The 20,035-nt window shown below is 45.9% G+C and carries 18 protein-coding genes; 6 read left to right on the top strand and 12 right to left on the bottom strand.

Features of this window, described 5'->3' with window-relative positions:
- Positions 1-29: 29 nt before the first annotated feature.
- Together MOZ60_RS08710 and MOZ60_RS08705 are read right to left on the bottom strand one after the other, a co-directional pair.
- A complete protein-coding gene (locus MOZ60_RS08710) occupies positions 30-2,522 on the bottom strand; it encodes a type I restriction endonuclease subunit R (protein ID WP_370596383.1) in 2,493 nt (830 codons plus the stop codon).
- A 1-nt stretch (position 2,523) separates the two neighbouring features.
- The gene (locus MOZ60_RS08705) at positions 2,524-3,126 is read right to left on the bottom strand and encodes a hypothetical protein (protein WP_370596382.1); all 603 of its coding nucleotides are present in this window, start codon (positions 3,124-3,126) and stop codon (positions 2,524-2,526) included.
- 368 nt (positions 3,127-3,494) lie between these two features.
- On the opposite strand from MOZ60_RS08705, the gene MOZ60_RS08700 reads away from it, so the two are divergent.
- From MOZ60_RS08700 to MOZ60_RS08685, 4 genes are read left to right on the top strand one after another with little or no spacing between them, the layout of a single operon-like run.
- Complete coding sequence (locus tag MOZ60_RS08700) at positions 3,495-4,793, top strand: site-specific integrase (protein ID WP_370596381.1); 1,299 nt, start codon at positions 3,495-3,497, stop codon at positions 4,791-4,793.
- Complete coding sequence (locus MOZ60_RS08695) at positions 4,783-6,561, top strand: hypothetical protein (RefSeq protein WP_370596380.1); 1,779 nt, start codon at positions 4,783-4,785, stop codon at positions 6,559-6,561. The genes MOZ60_RS08700 and MOZ60_RS08695 overlap by 11 nt, the downstream gene beginning before the upstream one ends.
- The gene (locus tag MOZ60_RS08690) at positions 6,548-8,416 is read left to right on the top strand and encodes a hypothetical protein (RefSeq protein ID WP_370596379.1); all 1,869 of its coding nucleotides are present in this window, start codon (positions 6,548-6,550) and stop codon (positions 8,414-8,416) included. The genes MOZ60_RS08695 and MOZ60_RS08690 overlap by 14 nt, the downstream gene beginning before the upstream one ends.
- Positions 8,395-8,928, top strand: a complete 534-nt coding sequence (locus MOZ60_RS08685) for a hypothetical protein (RefSeq protein WP_370596378.1) — start codon at positions 8,395-8,397, stop codon at positions 8,926-8,928. The genes MOZ60_RS08690 and MOZ60_RS08685 overlap by 22 nt, the downstream gene beginning before the upstream one ends.
- Positions 8,929-9,085: 157 nt before the next feature.
- Here the strand turns inward: MOZ60_RS08685 and MOZ60_RS08680 are convergent, their stop codons facing one another.
- The 10 genes from MOZ60_RS08680 to nusB are packed head-to-tail and all read right to left on the bottom strand — an operon-like array spanning position 9,086 to position 18,586.
- Positions 9,086-9,511 carry a hypothetical protein gene (locus tag MOZ60_RS08680; protein ID WP_370596377.1) on the bottom strand — a complete coding sequence of 142 codons (426 nt, stop codon included), beginning with the start codon at positions 9,509-9,511 and terminating at the stop codon, positions 9,086-9,088.
- The gene (locus MOZ60_RS08675) at positions 9,508-10,083 is read right to left on the bottom strand and encodes an alpha/beta family hydrolase (protein ID WP_370596376.1); all 576 of its coding nucleotides are present in this window, start codon (positions 10,081-10,083) and stop codon (positions 9,508-9,510) included. The genes MOZ60_RS08680 and MOZ60_RS08675 overlap by 4 nt, the downstream gene beginning before the upstream one ends.
- Before the next feature lie 20 nt (positions 10,084-10,103).
- Entirely contained in the window at positions 10,104-11,054 is a 951-nt protein-coding gene (locus MOZ60_RS08670; RefSeq protein ID WP_370596375.1) for a tyrosine-type recombinase/integrase, read from the bottom strand.
- Entirely contained in the window at positions 11,041-12,228 is a 1,188-nt protein-coding gene (locus MOZ60_RS08665; protein WP_370596374.1) for a DNA polymerase IV, read from the bottom strand. The genes MOZ60_RS08670 and MOZ60_RS08665 overlap by 14 nt, the downstream gene beginning before the upstream one ends.
- The gene (gene recN, locus MOZ60_RS08660; RefSeq protein ID WP_370596373.1) at positions 12,229-13,875 is read right to left on the bottom strand and encodes a DNA repair protein RecN; all 1,647 of its coding nucleotides are present in this window, start codon (positions 13,873-13,875) and stop codon (positions 12,229-12,231) included. It lies immediately after the preceding gene.
- Positions 13,872-15,731, bottom strand: a complete 1,860-nt coding sequence (dxs, locus tag MOZ60_RS08655; RefSeq protein WP_370596372.1) for a 1-deoxy-D-xylulose-5-phosphate synthase — start codon at positions 15,729-15,731, stop codon at positions 13,872-13,874. The genes recN and dxs overlap by 4 nt, the downstream gene beginning before the upstream one ends.
- Before the next feature lie 28 nt (positions 15,732-15,759).
- The gene (locus MOZ60_RS08650; RefSeq protein WP_370596390.1) at positions 15,760-16,605 is read right to left on the bottom strand and encodes a polyprenyl synthetase family protein; all 846 of its coding nucleotides are present in this window, start codon (positions 16,603-16,605) and stop codon (positions 15,760-15,762) included.
- Positions 16,598-16,810, bottom strand: a complete 213-nt coding sequence (gene xseB / locus MOZ60_RS08645) for an exodeoxyribonuclease VII small subunit (protein WP_108775785.1) — start codon at positions 16,808-16,810, stop codon at positions 16,598-16,600. Before xseB ends, MOZ60_RS08650 begins: the two co-directional genes overlap by 8 nt.
- Before the next feature lies 1 nt (position 16,811).
- Positions 16,812-18,212, bottom strand: coding sequence for an exodeoxyribonuclease VII large subunit (gene xseA / locus MOZ60_RS08640; RefSeq protein WP_370596371.1), 1,401 nt, complete (start codon positions 18,210-18,212; stop codon positions 16,812-16,814).
- Positions 18,209-18,586: a transcription antitermination factor NusB gene (nusB, locus tag MOZ60_RS08635; RefSeq protein WP_277006865.1), complete on the bottom strand. Its 378-nt coding sequence runs from the start codon at positions 18,584-18,586 to the stop codon at positions 18,209-18,211. Before nusB ends, xseA begins: the two co-directional genes overlap by 4 nt.
- 90 nt (positions 18,587-18,676) lie before the next feature.
- Here nusB and MOZ60_RS08630 point away from each other — a divergent pair, with 90 nt between their 5' ends.
- Together MOZ60_RS08630 and MOZ60_RS08625 are read left to right on the top strand one after the other, a co-directional pair.
- Positions 18,677-19,240 carry a DUF5662 family protein gene (locus tag MOZ60_RS08630; protein WP_370596370.1) on the top strand — a complete coding sequence of 188 codons (564 nt, stop codon included), beginning with the start codon at positions 18,677-18,679 and terminating at the stop codon, positions 19,238-19,240.
- A 10-nt stretch (positions 19,241-19,250) separates the two neighbouring features.
- Positions 19,251-19,862, top strand: a complete 612-nt coding sequence (locus tag MOZ60_RS08625; protein ID WP_370596369.1) for an HD domain-containing protein — start codon at positions 19,251-19,253, stop codon at positions 19,860-19,862.
- The last annotated feature ends 173 nt before the right edge of the window (positions 19,863-20,035 follow it).

The following is a 20,035-nucleotide window of genomic DNA, read 5'->3' as shown; positions in this document are numbered from 1 at the left end:
CTATTATTTCAGAGTTCATTTTGGGCTCGTTAATCGTATACACGCTTTTCCAGTTCTTTCAGAACAGCGTAGTATTTTTCTTTTGTTCCGAAGTATTTCTTCACTATATTCAGCGGACTGCCATACTGCTGGAACCGTGGATGCGAGAATGTCGTCTTGATGTCCTTAAGGTTGACGAAGCTTGTGTCCGCATATGCGTCCAGAAGGCCTCTCAGAATATCTCTCTTGTCCTTATCAAACATCTCCAGATACTTCACGACTTCTGTATTCTGTGTTCTCTGATGTTTACTCATCGGCGGTTCAATGTCATAGCCGAAGTAGGCAATGATGTCAAATTCGTCAACCATGTAACCGTAACGGATCTTAAAGGAATCAACCCAACTCTTACTGTCATCCAGCAGAAGTTCGTTTGCGAAGCGTGCCTTATCCTGTACAATCTTCCAAGCCTGCTTGAATTCATCATATGTCGGATACTGTGTCTGAATATTATTGCGAACACACATATCTAGGTTCTGTGCAACCAGGTTTCCGTTCTGATCAAGATAATGAACCTCTTCACCGACGATTTCAACGTTAACACCATTCAGTCTTGCAATACGAGAGTGCTTCGGCGGAGTTGGGTTCGGCGGTGTGTACGGCTTGACCGGAGGTGGCGTGAACGGCTTACCTGGATCTACCAGGGTTACGGTTACCGGATCACCATCGAAACCCGGATCGTTGAACTTCAGATAGTTCTTACGGAAGTCCAGAATGGAGAAGTACATCTTCGTCTCTTCCTCACCCTCGCATTCATAATGTTCCTTCACACGGGTACCACGTCCGATGATCTGCTTGAACTCTGTCATAGAACCGATCGTACGGTCCAGGACGATGATCTTGCATGTCTCTGCGTCAACACCGGTACTCATCAGACGGCTGGTTACCGCAATGACAGGGTAGCGGCTGCTTGGATCTACGAAGTTGTCCAACTGCGCTTTACCAATATCGTTGTCACCGGTGATTTGCATAACGTATTTCGGGTTGTCTGCCACAAGGTCTGCGTTTAGGTTTTCCAGACGGAAGACCATATCCCTTGCGTGTTCAATGGATTCGCAGAAGACGATTGTCTTGGCAAACCGCATATCGTTGACCTTCATAAACTCTGTGATACGTTCAGCCACCAGCTGACGGCGGTCTTCCACAATGATCTTGCGATCGAATTCTTCCTGCGTGTATGTCCTCTGTTCGACCGGATTACCATCAATATCGGTCTTTCCGGCAGGGGGAGTATAACCGTCACGGTCAATGTCCAATTCAACGGAGATGACCTTATACGGGGACAGGAAGCCATCTTCGATACCCTGTTTCAGGGAGTATGTATAAATAGGATTGCCGAAGTAAGCCATATTCGACTCTTCTTCCAGCTTGACTCTCAGGTTATGCGCTTTCTCAAAATCCTTGCGCAGCTGTTCGATCAGTTTGAAGTTGTTTGGCGCCTTGACCAGCGCACTGGTAAGTGTTGCGGAGGCTTCTTCTTCTGCGAGAGTTGCTTCCTCAATACCGCCGTCTTTCGGAGTAGCTGTCATACCGATCTGAGTCGCCGGTGAGAACCATTCGAGGATTTCGTGCCAGGAACTGCCTTCCGATGCAGAACCTCTGTGCGCCTCATCGATGACGATCAGGTCAAAGAAGTCTCTCGGAAAAGCCTTATAATAATCCTTCTTATCGGTCTTCAGCTGCTGATACAGCGCCAGATACACATCTTTGGAGGTGTCAATCTTATCGTTGTCGAACTTCACCATTGCTTCCATAAACGGTGCGAAGTCCTTACGCATTGTCTGATCGATCAGAATGTTACGGTCCGCCAGGAAGAGGATCTTCTTTGCCTTACGCAGTTTCCAGAACCGATAAATGATCTGGAATGCTGTGAATGTCTTACCAGTGCCGGTTGCCATTACAAGTAGTGCACGCTTGTTACCCTTGGCAATGTGTTCGACCGTTCTGTTGATCGCAATGCGCTGGTAATATCGGGGCTTCTTGCCGCCAACCGTAGTCCAGTAAGGATAGGTGAGAATCGCTTCAGATTCGCTGTCGAGGCCTTTCTCTTTCATATAACGGTCCCACAGTTCATCAGGGCCGGGGAAGTCCTCCATTTTCATATGCCTGTTGATGCCGGTAATCATATCTTTTTCAATCAGTTCGATACCGTTGGTCGCATACGCAAAGGGGACGTCAAGGTCTGTCGCATAGTCAACTGCCTGCGCATAACCTTCAGAAGCGGAATGATCCTGTCCTTTGGCCTCAACAAGTGCCAGAAGGACATTATCCTTCCAGAGAAGCAGATAGTCTGCACGCTTCTCCTTGCCACGATGTGCCACATTGTACTCATCGATTGAAATACGGCCTGCAGTGTAAATATATTCCATTACGACCTTATCAGTGTCTTTCCATTTGGCCAAGATGACCGGCGTAATAAGCTTCAGCTTTGTGCTTTCTTCGTTCTTCTGCTGTTCCAGAAGCTCATTCGGATCTAAGAATGCCATATCAATCAACCTCCTTTCTTAATTCTTTTTTATATTTGTAATATGAATTCCTCGCGATTCCGAGGCGCTTAATCAACTCTTCATCGCTTAATGTTCCATCGTACTCTTTGGAGTATTCTTTTATCTTTGCCTTCATTACAATAGATTTCTTTGTAATAAGACGAGTTCCTTTCTTCAGGCCGACACGATTGCCGTTGGCCCTTGCTGTCACAACGTGCTTCTTCGCGTACTTGGCGGCGATATCCTTCTGTCCGGCATAATTCATAATGCACTTTCGCAGCACAGACTCGAAGTCCTTGTCGCTGGTGATCAACGTCTTGATGAACAGGCTGTTGCACTGAGTTGACTTATCGAAGACCAACTCAACGCCGCGGTTCAGGATGTTAACATATTCCTTCACGATGTCGTCGACATCCTCCAAGGTAACTTCACTCGCTGCCAGTTCATCAACGGAATTGCAGATCAAAATGTCCCCATTTTCGAACATATCAATTGCTGCCCACGGGCGTTCGGAAATGTACTGGACTTCATCTCCATATATAGACTGCACGACCGTTTTCTCCTTGGCCGGCCTGCTTTCATCAAAGTAATACACAATTTTCATACCTGTCACCTGCTTTATTCTATGAAATTATAGCATAAATATCAAAATAACACATTTACTTTTAAGACTTTATACTATAATATATTAAATAAACATATGATGTTGTGATACTAGTGTTCAAAATGAACTCGAAATCCAATAAAAATCAAGCAAGTGACGAATTTCCGGGTCGATTCGACCGGTGGGAGGTAGCCGATTGATCTATTACACAGAAACAAAGGTTGGACGGAAGTCCATATGTAAGAAGGTAGTTGCCGACGAAGCTGGCAAAGTAATATCGGAACGAGAGGTTGAGATCCCGCTTTACAAGATCGAAAAAGACTAACTAATTCTGATTATATTCAGTCCATTGGAAGGAGGTGGAGAACATGCCAAGAACAATTGAAGAAATCCGCTCAGGAATTAACCGGAAGTTCAGGGTCCGTGAACTTGACAGCAGCGGGAGTCAGATCAGCTGCTATGAGGTCTGGTGCACGCTGAAAACGCTGAAAGAGAACGGATTTACTTATGTGTTTCTGTTTGACAAGGATGGCAATCTGAACGAAACAGTATACCGCTATATCAATTACCGGATGCAGTCAGGTTCGGCAAACTACCGTAAGCAGCTTGGAAGCACTCTGAAGCAGCTCTATGAGTTCTCCGCCTGCATTCAGAAGGACATAAAAGACTTCACGTATCAGGATTTTGTGTACTATCAGCAGTTCTTGAGAGGTTATTCCAACAGCAACAGTGCTAATGGAATTTACATGTACGAAGTCAAGTCCAACAGCGCTATCAAGATGAATCTGCTGCATGTCCGCCACTTCCTTGCCTGTCAGCATTATCCCAACGTTGAATATGTTGGGAGGCTGTATGATGAACAGAACGGAACAAGCGGCAGTGCCAATCTTGACTGTCCGATGTTCATCTCTTACGCAGAAATGCTCGCCATTCATGATTATCTGAATCATGACCACAGCATCAATGCTCTCACCAGAGCTGAATACAGGGCTCTGTATGACCTGGAGTATTTCTCCGGTCTGCGCAATGGTGAAGCATTTGGACTGACACTGCAGGACGTTGTTATGACATACAACAGCGATGGAGAACCAGTGTATAAGGCAATCATCCGCAACCGTGTGTCTGACAGTCCCAGACAGTGTGCCAAAAGGCTGATGAAAGTTACAAATCCAAGGGCCTATCACAGCCGCGAATACCGCAGCAAAAAGCACTCTGGTTATCAGGAGGTGCTGCTGCGGGAGGACGTGTACCGTGAAATCATGGATTATTTTGACATGTGCATGGGCAAATTTCATCGTCTTGGACTGAAGCCTGCGGCTGCAGATAACGTTAAAGATGACGGTGAAGAAAACTATTACATCTTCAACAATGCTCATAAAAACACGCCGCTTGATTACAAGACATTCCGTGAATATACACGGAAAATGTTTAAAGCATTAGGAATTCCTGTTGATACCGGAAGCCGTGAGCACAATCTGCTTCACCGTTTCAGACACGGATTCTGTATGTATCTGTTATTCGTCAAGAAGATGCCAGCCGAACAGGTAATCATTTTCTCAAGGCACGCAAGCGTAGAAAGCCTGCTGCCATATATGAATCCAACGGAAGAAATGTTGGAAGAGCTGTATCGCGCTGTATGGGAAGGAGATGCCCAAAATGAAAGTTAAATGTGACATTATGACTCCGCTGCACCATCAGGTATGCTTTCACGATGGAGTATCTGTTCTCCCTCATAATTGCACAAATGGAATTGACAAAGACGTTGTAGAAATGTTCGAAGCCTTTTATGCCGAAATGGATGCACGTATGCACTGCTCAACCAGTAGAGGATTTACCTACTTTATTGAGGCATTCTTTACAAATCGGGAACCGTTATCCGTTAATGATTTTACCGATGATACTTTTATCAAGGACTGTAAAATCGTTACAGATAAGAGTAATCAGTATGTACGGTCATTATTGAAGGCTTTTTATGGATTTGTAATGGAGCATGGCTATGGTTCCTTTACGGAGTTGAATCTGACAATTGTTAATTACAACAACACTATCAGACTCATTAATGATGGATATACGATAATCACGTATAATCCTGCAAATCCGGTCCCACGCGGCAAAAAATGGCTTTTGTGGGATGGTAAGCAGGTATATGATTTCAACTTTTCCGATATTAATTTCCCAAAGAAAATGGCGGCCTTACAATCCTATGTCTGGACTGAGCCAACTCCACGTATGCGGGGTAAGCAGCAGATGATGGGTAAATACGTTCGCTTTCTGAATATCATGGAAAGTAAGGAACTAAAGGTTTCTGTCAAAGACGTGATGGTGTTTAAAAACTCCTTATCAGATTTATCCGCCCCTAGTGCGGCGGTTTATTCCAGCTCTGTCCGCGATTTCGTTCGTTTCATGAAAGTTGCCTGTAATGCTGACGTTTCTCAGCTTGCATTGGATGCGTTTAACTCCGAGAACACGCATTCCAAACCGTTTAAGGAATCATATACCGCAGAACAGATGCAGCAGATTTATGATGGTATGGATACGTTTATTGCATGTACAACCGGTGAAATGCATGATAATTATGCTCTCAGAAAACTTATAACGCAGATTGTGAATTCAACACCTGTTCGCGGTGAGAATATTCAGAACCTTACGCTGAATTGCATTGAAAAGGCAGAAGGAACAGACCATTATTACCTTCATTACAATCCGAAGAACTTCGCAGAAGATAAGATTCCACTGATTCCTGAAGTAAAGGGACTGTTTGACCAGGCAATCGAATTGACCAATAAATTCAGAAAACCAGGAGACGACATGTCCAACTATATTTTTATTTATCGCCGTGCAAGAGGAAATAATATCGGAATTGTATCTGCAGCCGGAGTAACAGCATTTATAGACGCCGTATGTGAACAGCTTGAATTACCTCAGCTTGGCTTAGCGGGAGTTAGAAATCGTTTTATGGAAAAAGTAACCCGTGCAGTAGGAGCAAAGGGCGATGTTAGCAAGTCTGTAATTGAAGCCGCTTCTCGTCATTCAGCCAGTGTACATTTCCAAAACTATGTTGACTTGGATATTAATCAGATCTGTTTAAACATGTACGGAATCACAGTGGGCACAACAGAACTAAAGGGTGTAGTAGCTTTGAGCAATCCTGAAGCCACAAAAGCCAATACGGTTCTAAATGGCCGCGGCCACTGCACAGCCGCGTCATGCGAAGATAAGACGATGTGTGATTGCCTGATGTGCAGACGCTTTAAGACAACGCCTGACTGCATTCCGTTTTTCGAAAAGGAAATCAAGGCGTTAGAAGTGCGAATTTACGATAGTACTGTGGATGAAGAACGAAAGTTTCTGACAGCAATGAAGGCACTGAATCTGAAATATCTTGTAGCACTCTACGAGAAAGGAAAAGAGATGAGCAAAAATGCCAGCAATTGAAAACCATTCGAACGTAACGGATTATATGCCATTTATTATTTCTGATGGCGTCAACAGACTGAATTTGAACGATCAGGGACTTTTAAGCACAATTGAAAATGCGGATGACCAGTACGCTTTTATTCAGGACCCGGAATACCTGAATCTCATTAAGCAGAACAACATTGAGATTGCTGGTGTGAAGTTTAAGATTACGGATAACGTATGGAATTTCAGTATTAACGCGCCTGATACCAAGCGCGGCGATTATCGTTCTTATGTTTATCATTTTGAGGACTTAATTCAAGTTAGCGATTATTATCAATCAATTGTAAAGCTATTCGTCTTAAACGGCTTAATTCACTATGGTGTTCATCGGCCGTTTATAAAAAACGATATGATGAATATAAGCAGATTTATCGTTTATGTGTATCAGCGCCATATATATTCGCTTGGTGATATCTCCAATAAGATGATTTCTGACTTTCTTGCACAAACTGATACTTCAGAAATATCGAAACAAGCAATTCGTACAAGTCTTGGTAAATTATTCCGATTCTATTATCAGATAACTGGCCAGCCGGTGAATGATTCTCTGATAGAGTTCTTAGAGACAAGCGATATCCAAGCCTTAAATGCGGAAAAGATAAACGGCAAGCTTGATTTGTTGCCGCAGCCTTTTATGAAAGCACTTGTAAATCTGCTTTCAATTATATTGAATAACGAAACTGAAACGGTCGAACACCGTGTCAGAGCAGGCCTTTTACTGATTGGCACACAGACTGGGCTTCGGCCAAATGAGCTGACCATAATCCCGTATGATTGCATTATCAGCAAGACGGTTGACGGTGTCCCATATACGGAGCTTCATTACTTAGCTACTAAAGGCATTTATGGAGCAGGATATGAAGAGGCACGCACATTTGCGAATGAGAAAACTATAAAAGCAGTTAATACCATTAGGAAATTAAAGGTCAGTAAGTATCTTGGCGATGAAACATATGAAAAGTTAAGCAGATACTTTAAATCGATCATCATTGCACATGCAAAAGAATTAGGCTGTCTTTCAGAAGAACCTCTTGACGAGTATAATGCGCAGCCTGTGACGGTTTCAGCCAGCAACGGACAGACAATGTACATTAACATACCGACTATGAAACAGTTTCGAGTTTATCTTGCTTCAGAACTGCGGCGCAGAGGATACAACGATTTTGCTATAGCATCTTTGCTTAATCACAAAGATGCAAAAATGCTAGGTTATTACTCCCGCCCGATTGCAAAATCAGAGGAAGATAAAATCTATCGTGATATGTTTCTAAAAGACGTTATCGAAGACGATCTGAAGATTATCGGTCCCCGTGGAGATGAATATACGGCCAGAATTAACACGTTTATGGAGAGCCATAAAGAACTTGATGTACGCAGCAGTCTCCGCGAAATCGCTGACGATATTGATGGCCTGATGCCTATGAAGGTTATCCCAGGAGGATTCTGTATCTGCCCGGCTCCGAAAATGTCATGCGAGGCAATGAACAAGGATAACGCAGACAGCATCTATTGTGCTTATGGCCTCTGCAGCAATCAGTCTCATTTATACTTCGACATGCCATTTCACCTGTCACAGCTTCGTAACTGTGAAGAAGCCGTGCTCTATAACACTAAAAATGAATATGTTCAGGAGGCAGAAAAGGAACTGTATAAGGCACAGTTTATCTGCAAATCGCTTCTGAAGCCGGAAATGGAGGAACTTAAAGACCTGCTTAATCGGAAGGGGAGTGATTATGTCATCCAGAAACATCCTGAAATGAAAGCAATTATCGACAGTATTGAGGACACTGAGAAGGAGATTACAACATGGGAAACCGCAACAATTTAGCAAGTGCAGCCGTGTCAGAAGCAGATAAGATCAAGGCTATAAATAAAGAGTTGTCAAAGTTTTCACAGAAGTACGAAGACCTCCCGCCAAGAACACAGAAATATCTGCTTTTGGCAGAGGATTTCCTTATTGACCAGAGCAGCCAGATGAACCACCTGTTCAAAAACTTCAAGACGGTATCTTTTTCGGTCGATGCCTTCTGTACGTATGCAGGAGTTACACGTCAGGCACTGTATAAGAAAAATTCGAATCAGCAGCAGTCTTATAAGCCTGTAATAGACCTTATTAACAGCGTCGGTCCAAAATATGAATCAAAGCGTCAGGAAGTCATTCGTGACTATATCCGCTCCGGCACAATCGACCAGCAGCTCATGAATTCGTTGCTTGCCAAAGAAGCAGAACGCATGCAAATCAAACGTGAACTTGAGGAAAAGAACGCGCAGATTCGGACGCTTGAAGCACAGGTAAAAGCGCTTGAGCGGCAGCTCAATAACGTGCATAGAATGAGTTAAAACGTAAAAAACACTGACAACTTTTTACAGTCAGTGTTTTTAAGTCAAAACATTGCAAATACCAGCATCAATAAATGTTTTACAAAAGTTGACAGTTTTGTGGTAACTCCGATATTCACATAATGTATGTTATACGACATTTCTAATTAAAGTTATCTTAATTGAGTTCTTCTTCTGCCGGGATCCTGCTGAGCTGTTCGATCAGTCTTGTGAAGTATCCTGATTTCAAGGCATCAATCAGATCATCATTGAATGACAGACTGTCAATCAGATATAACAATGCTGCACGGATCGCTTGTTCATCCATATCTTCTGGTTTGAAATCTTTCTGCAGATTTTCCGGCTGCTTGTTCTGCTGGCTGAACCAGTCTTCCCAGGACTCTCCATTCTGCAGATCAGCACCGATCGTCTCACACATCTCATTGCATTCCTGTGAGATCACCAGATGATTGCCATGTTCATCCTCCGCATCATATTCATCATAGAATGCATCTGCAGGTTCACCATAGTATGCAAACTTGTCAGGGTGGTCCTGTAAGCCCGGCAGATATGCCAGAATTTCCTGTAGTGTTTTTTTATTCATTTCAAATCCTCGATGAATGTCTTTGTTGTCATCATGATCTTCTTGAGATTATCCAGATCTGTTTCCAGATTTCCAGTTTCCAGTGAGTGGTTGCCATCCTGGATCAGATGCAGATCAATATCTGCTTTTTTTGCTGCTGTCTCAATTTCGTTTACATCAATCCAGCTGTCATTTGTGCCATTAAATGCAATACATCTGCCAATCAATTCCTGATTATCTTTGAATAGATCTAAAGCTTGAGGAAACGGCGTATACAGGATCTGATCAACGCAGGCAGATGTCATTGTAGCAGCCTGAATGGCAATGAAGGAACCAATGGATTTAGAGATAAACAACAGCCGGTCATACTGAGCGAGATTATTTTCTTCCAGCTGGATAGATGCCTGGTGAAGGCATTCTTTCAGTGTATCCTGCATCTTTTCAGGCGATCCCTTGACACTCTTTGGATCCTGGCTGTATTGGACCTTCAGCAGGTCATACCCCTCTTTTCTTGCCAGTTTGCCGGCATAATACAGCAGCGGCCTGTCATTGGTATAGCCAATACCTGGAAACAGCACAGCAGCTTTTTTCATCGTCATCCCTCCTCACTTTATCAGTGGTTGTGTTTCGTCTTATTGTTATTGTGCAGCTTTGTCACATCAATATCAATCTGCTGATCCAGCTCACCTGGATGAAATTTCTGATAGGCATCAAAAATCTGCTTGTTCTGCACATGCGTGTAGATCTCTGTTGTCGCTAAGTCCGCATGGCCAAGCATCTCCTGGATGCTTCTGAGGTCTGCACCGCCCATCATCATATGAGTCGCATAGCTGTGGCGCAGCTTGTGCGGCGTAATATGCTTCATAAAGCCAAGCTCCAGGCACTTCTGATGCAGTAAGCGCTGGATATATCTTGCATTATACGGCCTGCCAAAGTGATTGATAAAGAAGTATGGCGAACTCCCTTTGACAAACAATGGCCGCACCGTTGTAAAGTATTTCTTCAAGACAGCACAGGAACCTGAAGCAATTGGTACAATCCGCTCTTTGTTGCCTTTGCCTAATACTCTTACCTTTTCACTTTCCAGATCCACCCGGTTGACTTCCATATTGACGGCTTCGGAAATTCTCAAGCCGCAGGCATAGATCATTTCCAGCATGGCATGATCAGCGAGCTGTGATGGCATTGTATCATCAAAGGATCCCATCAGACGTTCAATTTCTTCTTTGCTGCAATAGATGGGCAGACGTTTCTCATTGCGGTGCACCTGCAGGTTGAGGCTGGGATCTTTCTCATTGTGCATGAAGGCAAGATAGTGATGAAAAGAATGAATGGCGGCTGCCATCCGTGTCAATGACGAGGATGCTTTGCTTTCAGCCTGTTCATTCATAAAGTCATCAATAGTGCTGTAGGTGATCTCAGTTGTATCTGCGATCCCCTCTTCTTTCACAAAGGCAAGATACTGCTTTAAATCTTCCTTATAGGAAGTCACCGTATGCATGCTTTTGCCTTCATTGATCATCTGATTGCTCAGATACTCCTGCAATGCCTCAGTGAGTTCCATTTGCCTTATCCTTCAAAAGATCACTTGCCCGCACAAACAGATGCGGACTGTTGGCCATCTTGTTCAGATCATACAGGATCGCACTGGTTGCTTCCTTATTGGCAGCATCCTGATTAAACAGATCCAGCTGGGATACCATCTCATCCGCACGTTTCAGATCGGAAAGAGAAATACCAACCAGACGTACCGGCTGAGAATCCCAGTTGGCATCAAACAGCGTCATGGCATAGTGGAAGATATCCTCACTCTTCCAGATCGGCTTGGCAATCTTCATCGAACGGTCTGCGTTGCGGAAATCAAAGTACTTGATCCGGATCGAAACACTCGTGCCAAGCTTGCGTTCTTCCTTCATCCGCTGCGACAGCCTTCTGCTCAAAGAACGGAACAAACCTCTGATCTCATCATAGTCTGTCACATCTTCCAGCATGGTCTCGGAAACACCCATGGATCTGGCATCCCATGCTTTGACGATCGTACGGTCATCATAGCCATGCGTCCTTGCCAGCATGGCATCCGTATTCCTGCCAAAGATCGGTACCAGCGCATTCTTATTGGGATATCTGGCAAGATCGCCAATGGTCATAATACCAAGCTCTTTTAACAATGGTTCTGTCTTCTTGCCAACCCCGCGCATATCACCAATCGGCAATGGCCACATCTTCTGCTCAACATCCCGGATGCGCAATACCGTAATTCCCATCGGCTTTTTCATATCCGATGCCATCTTGGCCAGAAACATATTTGGTGCAACACCAATCGAACAAGGCAGTCCTGTTTCCTTTAAGATTCTCTGCTGCAGCTGCACAGCCAGATCCAGAGGATGCTGGAAATGAGAGATCGGTTCTGTCATGTCCACGTAGCATTCATCAATACTGGCCTGCTCTACTTCATCCGTATAGCTGCGCACAATGGACATAAACTGAGATGATAACTGTTCATAGAAAGCATAATGCCCCGGCAGCACCAGCAGATCCGGGCACAGCTTGATCGCTTCCTGGATAGGCATGGCAGAGTGGACACCATAGGCTCTTGCCTCATAGGATGCCGTTGATACCACACTGCGCCTTGTATTGCCGCTGACAGCAGCCGGTTTGCCTTTGATGCTGGGATCCAGCAGAATCTCAGCATTGATGAAGAAGGCATTCAGATCAACATGAAAATATACATGAGCCATTTATGCATGGCTCCTTTCCAGCAGCTCCTTTGCGGCCTGACGCGATGCATCACTCAGGGAACCGCTGGCAATCAATGCAAGCTGATCAATGCGCTGTGCTTCATCCAGCAAAGATACCGTCGTACGTGTCACATCATTCTTCACATGCTTGGCAACAAGGTACTGACGGTCTGCCCAGGCAGCTACCGGGGCAAGATGTGTCACAGCAAATACCTGGCAGTCATTTGACAATGCCTTCATCTCTTTGCCGATACTGCCTGCTACCTTGCCGGATACACCAGTATCAATCTCATCAAAGATCACTGTTTCAATGCCCTGCAGGTGTGTAAAAATGACCTTCAGGCCCAGCATCAAACGGGCAAGTTCACCACCGGATGCCGTCTTGGCAAGCGGCTTGAGATCCTCACCGGCATTCATGGCAACCATGAACTGCACATGGTCGCTGCCAATGTTAGTGGGTGTACCTGTGATCATTTCCACCTGGAAGCGTGCATTTGGCAGCATCAGCTCCTTCAGTCTGGCATTGACCTGTGCATTCAGATACGGGATACCCTTGAGACGAATATCATGCAGAATATGATCTTCCTTGTCGTAGGCCTGCTTTGCTTTCCTGATCTTTGCATTGATCTCTTCCAGGAATTCCTGTCTGTGCTCAAAGCGGTCCACCTGTTTCTGCAGCTCATCCTTCTTTGCAAGAATGGCAGGGATGTCATGGCCGTATTTGCGCTTGAGCTTCTGTATCGTAAACAGACGCTCCTCCATGGCATTGATGTCATCCTCAGACATGTCCATCTCATCCTTCATCTGGCGCAGAGACTCCAAGGCATCCGTCATGCTGTAATACGCATCCGAAAACTGGTTCTGGATCTCATCCAGATGCTGATCATCACCAGGCAGAGCGCTGATCCACTTACGCATGTCATAAAGATTGTTTGAAACGCTGTCATCATACAGCGTGAAAATCTGATTCAGCTTCTCAAAGGAATCCTGGATGGCATGGTACTGCTTTTCCTTTGCCTCCAGTTCTTCCTCTTCTCCCTCTTTCAGATCCGCCTCTTCAATCTCCTGAATCTCATAGCGGAAATATTCAAGATCATTCTCATTGTAGGTATCTGATAAAGCCTGCTCTTTTTCAGTTTCCAGAGCTTTCCAGGCATCCCATGCCTGCATGACTTTCTGCAGCTGCGCATCATCCTGAAGAAAACGATCCAGCAGATGAATATGCAGACTCGTATTGAGCAGATAGGCGTTGTCACGCTGGCCATGAATATCGATTTCATTTGCCAGCACATCCTTTAACAAGGCTAATGTTACGATACGGTGGTCAATGCGGGCAGTGCTTTTGCCATTTGCGGCAATATCGCGTGTAAACGTCACATCATGATCGCTGTCAAAGCCGGCTTCCTGCAGCATGCGGCAGGCATGCGCGTCATGGCTTAGATCAAACGTGCCTTCCACAATTGCCTTCTCTTTGCCTTTCATGACCAGCGAAGCACTGGCACGCTCTGCTTTCAGCAAAGAGATCGCATCGATCAGGATCGATTTACCAGCACCGGTTTCACCGGTAAAAGCACTGAATCCGGATGTGAAATCCAGATTCAGCTCATCAATGAGAACAAAGTTTTGAATATAGAGGTTTTTAATCATAAAAGTTTGTTCAGTCTGTCAAGAAATGCATTCAGGTCAATGCCAAGATCATGGCGCAGCCGCGTCTCTGCACCCTGCGGCACATAGACATCACCAATGCCCATCTGCTCAATATGAACGTCCAGATCATGATCCACAAACCAGGCAATGATGCTTTCTCCCAGTCCTCCTGCCTTCATATCCGTCTCATAGACCAATACCGGCAGATGACTGTCCGCAATCTTTTGCAGCATGTCCTCATCCATCGGATTGAAGAAGCGGCAGTTGACAACAGTGGCAGGAATCTGGTTGACCCTGAGCTTGTCAAAGATCACATCCACACTTGTTCCATAGGTCAATACCCATGCTTTGTCATGGTCCGTTGCCGAAAAACTGGTCCAGCTGCCAATGGCAATCGGCGGCACATTTTCCTGCTTTTCTTCTTTGACAACACCCTTTGGATAGCGGATGGCAAACGGATGGTTCTGGCCAAATGCCAGCCGGATCAAGGCTCTGGATTCCGGGGCATCCTTGCCCTGGGCATAAATCAGGTGCGGCAGAGATTTCAGAATCGAAATGTCATAGATACCATGATGGGTTTCACCATCTGAGCCAACAAGACCGGCATGATCAATTCCGATCACTACCGGCAGATCCATGCGGCAGATATCGTGGTTGATCTGGTCATAGGCTCTTTGCAGAAAGGAACTGTAAATGGCAAGATAAGGCCGCTTGCCTGAGATGGCCAGACCTGCCGCAAAGGTTGCTGCATGTTCTTCGGCAATGCCGCAGTCAAAGGCACGGTCCGGATGGCGGGCAAAAAACCTCTGCAAAAAGCTCCCCTGTATCATAGCAGGTGTGATGGCTACAATGCGATCGTCACTGTCCGCCAGATCACATACCGTATCAGAGAACAGCCTGCCCCACGGCACCCAGCCAGCCGGTACATCATGCAGTGGCTTGCCGGTATCCGGATTGAACGGGCCGACACCATGCCATTTGCCTTCATGGTCATTCTCACAGGGCAGATAGCCCTTGCCCTTTTTGGTAATGACATGAACGACTACCGGCCCGTCATATTTCTTGGCCACATTGAGCACCTGAATCAGATCATGAATGTTGTGGCCGTCCACCGGACCCATATATTCCAGATTGAACTGACCGAAGATACCCGTATCGACAATGTTCTCTTTGATCGAGTTCTTCATGTTCTTCAAAGAGCGGTAAATGCCGCGGCCGAATTCATTCCTGTTCAGGTTTTCCTTGAGGGAATCCTTAAAGTTGTTATAGCCATCGCTGGCTCTGAGTCTGGCAAAGTTATACGTCATGGCACCGACATTGCGCGAGATCGACATGTTGTTGTCGTTGAAAACAATGACCATCTTGCGCTTCTCATAGCCGATCTCATTCAGCGCTTCAAAGGCCATGCCGGATCCCATCGAGCCATCACCGATCACCGGCACCACAGCATAGTCGTCATGATTCAGATCACGGGCAACGGCCATACCAAGGGCAGCAGACAGCGACGTCGAGCTGTGTCCTGCTTCCCAGACATCATGAATGCTTTCTGAGCGCTTCTGGAAGCCGGAAAGGCCATTGTACTGCCGCAGGGTTGGAAACTGTGATGCCCGCCCGGTCAGGATTTTATGCGTATAGGACTGATGGCCGACATCAAAGAATACCTTGTCGCACGGTGTATTGAACACATAATCCAGGGCAATGGTCAGTTCCACGACGCCCAGATTGCTGGCCAGATGGCCGCCGGTATGCGAAATGCTCTCAATCAGGAAGCGGCGTATTTGTGCCGCAAGCTCATTGAGCTCATCAATTGACATGTCTTTAATATCAGCAGGACTTTTAATATCGTACAGATTCATTGATTACTCCAATATGTTCAATGCGATGTTACTTGTTCCGCTTTTGAACTGAATGAATCAGTGTGATCAGTTCCTTGGCGTCAAACCCCTTAAATGTTTCTGCCTTTTTGCAGCTGTCATCATACAGCATATTCATCACTTCTTCTGCTTTCTCAATGCCAAGCAGCGTCACGCTTGTAACCTTGTCATTGCGCGCATCCGAATTGGATTTGCCAAGCTGTTCACTGGTCAGCTCAACATCGAAGATGTCATCCTGAATCTGGAAGGCAAGCCCCATCTCATCTCCCAGATCATGCCAGGATGCGACAACCTCTTCACTTTGACCGGCTAAAACAGCCGCAATCATCAGCGGTGCTGACAGCAGGCATCCCGTCTTCTTGTGATGAATGTTCTGCAGCGCTTCCCAATCCGGCTTGTTAATGGGCTCTTCTGTATCCAGACACTGGCCCAGCACCATGCCGGCAGGTCCGGCCATCTTGGCAAGAATGGAAATGCTGCGCTGCACTTTCTCAGCCGATACCGGTGCACCGGCTGCCACTTCAAAGGCATAAGTCAGAAGACCATCACCCGCCAGAATGGCTGTTGCTTCATCAAACTGCTTGTGGCAGGTTGGTCTGCCCCTTCGCAGATCATCATTGTCCATTGCCGGCAGATCATCATGAATCAAAGAATAGGTATGAATCATCTCCAGCGCAGCCGCAAATGCCTGTGCATCTTTTTCCGGCACATCATATCCTTTTGCTGCAGCAAACAATAATCTCGGACGGATCCGCTTGCCGCCAGCAAGCAGAGAATAGCGCATCGCTTCCTGCACACGGGAAGCAGGCAGCGCATTCATGTATCTGTTTAACACATCATCAAACGATTCATTCATTCTGCTCACCGCCATTCTCTTTGACAATCTCATTCACTTTGCTTTCAAACTGCTTCAAAGACGCATCACAGGACTTCACCAGCTTGAGACCTTCCTCAAACATGGCAACCGTCTGATCCAGTGGGGCATCATTCTGCTCCAGAGCACTCACAATTTCCTCAAGTCTTGCCATGCTCTCTTCAAAAGTTAATTTCTTCGCTGCCATATCAAGGCTCCTTTCGTGTATCACGGATCGCGGCAGATGCACTGCCCACGCCAAACCGTATCTTTACCATATCACCAGTCTGCAATTGTGAAACATCATGCACGGCACTGCCATCTTTACTGACAACCGCATAGCCCCTGTCCAATATCTTCAATGGAGAATAGGCATCCAGCAGCCGCATCTGTTTCTCCAGATCACTGCGTCTGCGCTCCAGCGCCATCTTCTCATCTGTTGACAGACGTGTATGCAGATTGCGCAGTTCGGACTGTTCCTGATGAATGCGGCCAAGGCAGGCCATCATCATACGGCTGCGGTAATCCATGCTCTTCTGCATCAGCAGACTCTCTTTGGTATGAATCTGCTGTGACAAGCTATGTGATAACTGTTCAAAGCGATTCCGCTCTTCCTTGAGCACAGATGTATAGCCAAGAATTCTCTCCCGCAGATAATCCAGCTTCATCTGTCTCTGGTTATACAGATTCTCCGGCCTGCTTAATACCGGCGAAGAAGAAAGATGCACAAGCTGTTTCTCTGCATTGCCCATCCGCACCTGCATCTGATGAATCATGCGGGTCTGATATGTATGCAGCAGATCTTCCACTTCGTGAATATCCGGTGTCGCTGCTTCCACGGCACCGGTTGGCGTATTGGCACGGTGATCAGATACATAATCTACCAGTGTTGTATCAATCTCATGGCCGACACCGGTCACAATCGGTGTATGCATGGCAAAGACGACACGGGCAAGCTGTTCATCATTGAAACACCAAAGATCTTCCAGAGATCCACCGCCACGTACCAGCAGGATGATATCATGACCTGCTGCATCTGCTTTGTGCAAAGCATCTATGATCTGAACAGCAGCGCCTTCTCCCTGCACCGCGGCTGGATACACAACTGCTTTGGCAATCGGCCAGCGCTTCTTCAATGTAACCAGTACATCAGAAAGTGCAGCGGTATGATTGCCGGTCACAATACCAATTGACATCGGATACAGCGGCAATGGCTTTTTATAGATGTCCTGAAACAGTCCCTCAGCAGAGAGCTTTTTCTTTAATGCCTCCAGCTGCAGATACAGATCACCGATGCCGCTTGGCTTCATGGCATCGACCATCATCTGCATCCGGCCTTCACTCTCATACACCGTCACATCTGCCCGAACGATGACCTTGTCACCATTTTTGGGATCAAATCTGACATTGCGGTTGCGTGAGGAAAACATCACACAAGCCATGGAAGCTGTATCATCTTTCAAAGAAAAGTACCAGTGTCCGCTGTAAGGTTTTCTCAGATTGGAAATCTCGCCTTCAATCAGAACACCATGCAGGACGGGATTTCCTTCCAGCTGGCCCTTGAGATAGCGGACCAGAGTGCTGACCGGAACAATCCTTCTCCCGCTCATATGACATCAAGTACCCGGTTAATCAGCTTATAGGCATCCTTGTCACAGTATTTGCGTGCCATTTCCACCGATTCATCAATGATGACGGCAGCAGAGAGCTGCTTGAGATCAAACTCTGCACAGCCATTCAGCAGAATAGCCTTTTCAATCATGCCAAGACGGTCAAACGTCCAGTCCTTGAGCACTTCATTGATATAGCCTGCATAGCGGTCCTTGTTCTTGATGGCAGTGCGAATCACATCCACAAAATATGGATCCACCTCTTCCACTTTCATCTGATACGTATCTTCAATCAGCTCATCCAGATCCCGCTCGGCAAGCAGATCCTCATAGACGGTGATCATCGCCTTTTCTCGTTCTTCATGTCGGTTCATATTGCAATCTCCTGCGTTCTATTTTAGCATCGTTTCTTACTGAATAACAGGCAACTTGACCAGCGCGGCATTTGCTTTAAAATCGTATCTATGCAAACCAATCCCGCACAGAAATCACTTGCATGGCGTTTCATCCACCACCTGCATACCATTGACAGCCACCGCTTCCAGGTCATGAAGAACTGCTTTGCCTGCGGCCTGTACGATCAGGGCCTCACCCATGATCTTTCCAAGTATTCCCCCAGTGAATTCTGGGTATCCGTCAAGTACTTCCAGGGTGATAAGTCCCCTTACATGAAGGAAAAGCAGATCAAAGGCTATTCGCTTGGCTGGCTGCACCACAAGGGCAGAAACAGACACCATTGGGAATATTGGTACGATATGATTGATGGCAGATGGCAGCCGATCAGGATGCCTTACAACTATGTTGTTGAAATGGTATGCGACCGTGTGGCGGCCTGCAAGGTATATCAGAAGGAAAAGTATACGGATGCCAGCCCCCTTGCCTATTACCTTTCCCGCAATGATCAGAAGTATATGCATCCGGAAACAGCAAAGGCTCTGGAAGAGGCTTTGACAATGATACAGAACAAGGGCGAAAAAGCAACCTTTGCCGCATTGAAAAAGAGAATCAAAGAACATTACACATACTAGGAGAGAAGATATGGAAAACAAGCGTCTGCAGAAACAGCTGTCATTCATTCTGGAACTGGACAAAGAGAAGAATATTCTCAGACAAACCCATCTGAGTAATCATGGCAGAAGAGAAGATGATGCCGAGCATGCCTGGCATATGGCTGTGATGGCTTATCTTCTGCAGGAATACAGCAATGAGCCGGTTGATATCGCCCATGTCATGATCATGTGTTTACTGCATGATGTCGTGGAAATTGATGCCGGTGATACATATGCCTATGACGATCAGGGCAAAAAGACCCAGCATGAGCGGGAAGAAAAGGCAGCTGAAAGAATCTATGGCATTCTGCCGGAAGATCAGAAGATCCAGCTGCGTGCTCTGTTTGAAGAGTTTGAGGAAAACAGGACACCCGAGGCAAAGTTTGCCCATGCCATGGACAATCTGCAGCCCCTTCTGCTCAATGACAGCAACGGCGGCGGTGACTGGAAAGAACATCATGTTTCCTATAACACCGTCATGCAGAGACAGGGCAGGACCAAAGAAGGATCGACTGCCCTGTTTGAAGTCATCAAGGAAAAGATGGACAAGCACGCAGATGCAGGCAATCTCATTGATGACAGAGAAAAAAAAGATCAGTAATAACCAGCCGGTTCATTGGCAATTGCCAGTGAACCGCTTTTTTGCGCAACGCTATTTTCAAATAAATAGTTGATGTACCCGAACAAGTACATCAAGTTAATATCTATAACTTATCATGACTTCAGTTGAGGTGATGATATGCTCGTTAATCAGAATTTCCTGAATTCTTTATC

The sequence above is a fragment of the Grylomicrobium aquisgranense genome, from assembly GCF_033971865.1.
GTDB classification, from domain to species: Bacteria; Bacillota_I; Bacilli_A; order Erysipelotrichales; family Erysipelotrichaceae; genus Bulleidia; species Bulleidia massiliensis.
Note: the sequence above shows the minus strand (reverse complement) of the source record. Positions and strands in the feature narration are given on the sequence as shown.

Excerpts from the sequence above, each read along its gene's own strand:
- MOZ60_RS08710 (WP_370596383.1), bottom strand. The coding sequence starts at position 2,522 with ATGGCATTCTTAGATCCGAATGAGCTTCTGGAACAGCAGAAGAACGAA.
- MOZ60_RS08705 (WP_370596382.1), bottom strand. The coding sequence starts at position 3,126 with ATGAAAATTGTGTATTACTTTGATGAAAGCAGGCCGGCCAAGGAGAAA.
- MOZ60_RS08700 (WP_370596381.1), top strand. The coding sequence starts at position 3,495 with ATGCCAAGAACAATTGAAGAAATCCGCTCAGGAATTAACCGGAAGTTC.
- MOZ60_RS08695 (WP_370596380.1), top strand. The coding sequence starts at position 4,783 with ATGAAAGTTAAATGTGACATTATGACTCCGCTGCACCATCAGGTATGC.
- MOZ60_RS08690 (WP_370596379.1), top strand. The coding sequence starts at position 6,548 with ATGCCAGCAATTGAAAACCATTCGAACGTAACGGATTATATGCCATTT.
- MOZ60_RS08685 (WP_370596378.1), top strand. The coding sequence starts at position 8,395 with ATGGGAAACCGCAACAATTTAGCAAGTGCAGCCGTGTCAGAAGCAGAT.
- MOZ60_RS08680 (WP_370596377.1), bottom strand. The coding sequence starts at position 9,511 with ATGAATAAAAAAACACTACAGGAAATTCTGGCATATCTGCCGGGCTTA.
- MOZ60_RS08675 (WP_370596376.1), bottom strand. The coding sequence starts at position 10,083 with ATGAAAAAAGCTGCTGTGCTGTTTCCAGGTATTGGCTATACCAATGAC.
- MOZ60_RS08670 (WP_370596375.1), bottom strand. The coding sequence starts at position 11,054 with ATGGAACTCACTGAGGCATTGCAGGAGTATCTGAGCAATCAGATGATC.
- MOZ60_RS08665 (WP_370596374.1), bottom strand. The coding sequence starts at position 12,228 with ATGGCTCATGTATATTTTCATGTTGATCTGAATGCCTTCTTCATCAAT.
- recN (WP_370596373.1), bottom strand. The coding sequence starts at position 13,875 with ATGATTAAAAACCTCTATATTCAAAACTTTGTTCTCATTGATGAGCTG.
- dxs (WP_370596372.1), bottom strand. The coding sequence starts at position 15,731 with ATGAATCTGTACGATATTAAAAGTCCTGCTGATATTAAAGACATGTCA.
- MOZ60_RS08650 (WP_370596390.1), bottom strand. The coding sequence starts at position 16,605 with ATGAATGAATCGTTTGATGATGTGTTAAACAGATACATGAATGCGCTG.
- xseB (WP_108775785.1), bottom strand. The coding sequence starts at position 16,810 with ATGGCAGCGAAGAAATTAACTTTTGAAGAGAGCATGGCAAGACTTGAG.
- xseA (WP_370596371.1), bottom strand. The coding sequence starts at position 18,212 with ATGAGCGGGAGAAGGATTGTTCCGGTCAGCACTCTGGTCCGCTATCTC.
- nusB (WP_277006865.1), bottom strand. The coding sequence starts at position 18,586 with ATGAACCGACATGAAGAACGAGAAAAGGCGATGATCACCGTCTATGAG.
- MOZ60_RS08630 (WP_370596370.1), top strand. The coding sequence starts at position 18,677 with ATGCAAACCAATCCCGCACAGAAATCACTTGCATGGCGTTTCATCCAC.
- MOZ60_RS08625 (WP_370596369.1), top strand. The coding sequence starts at position 19,251 with ATGGAAAACAAGCGTCTGCAGAAACAGCTGTCATTCATTCTGGAACTG.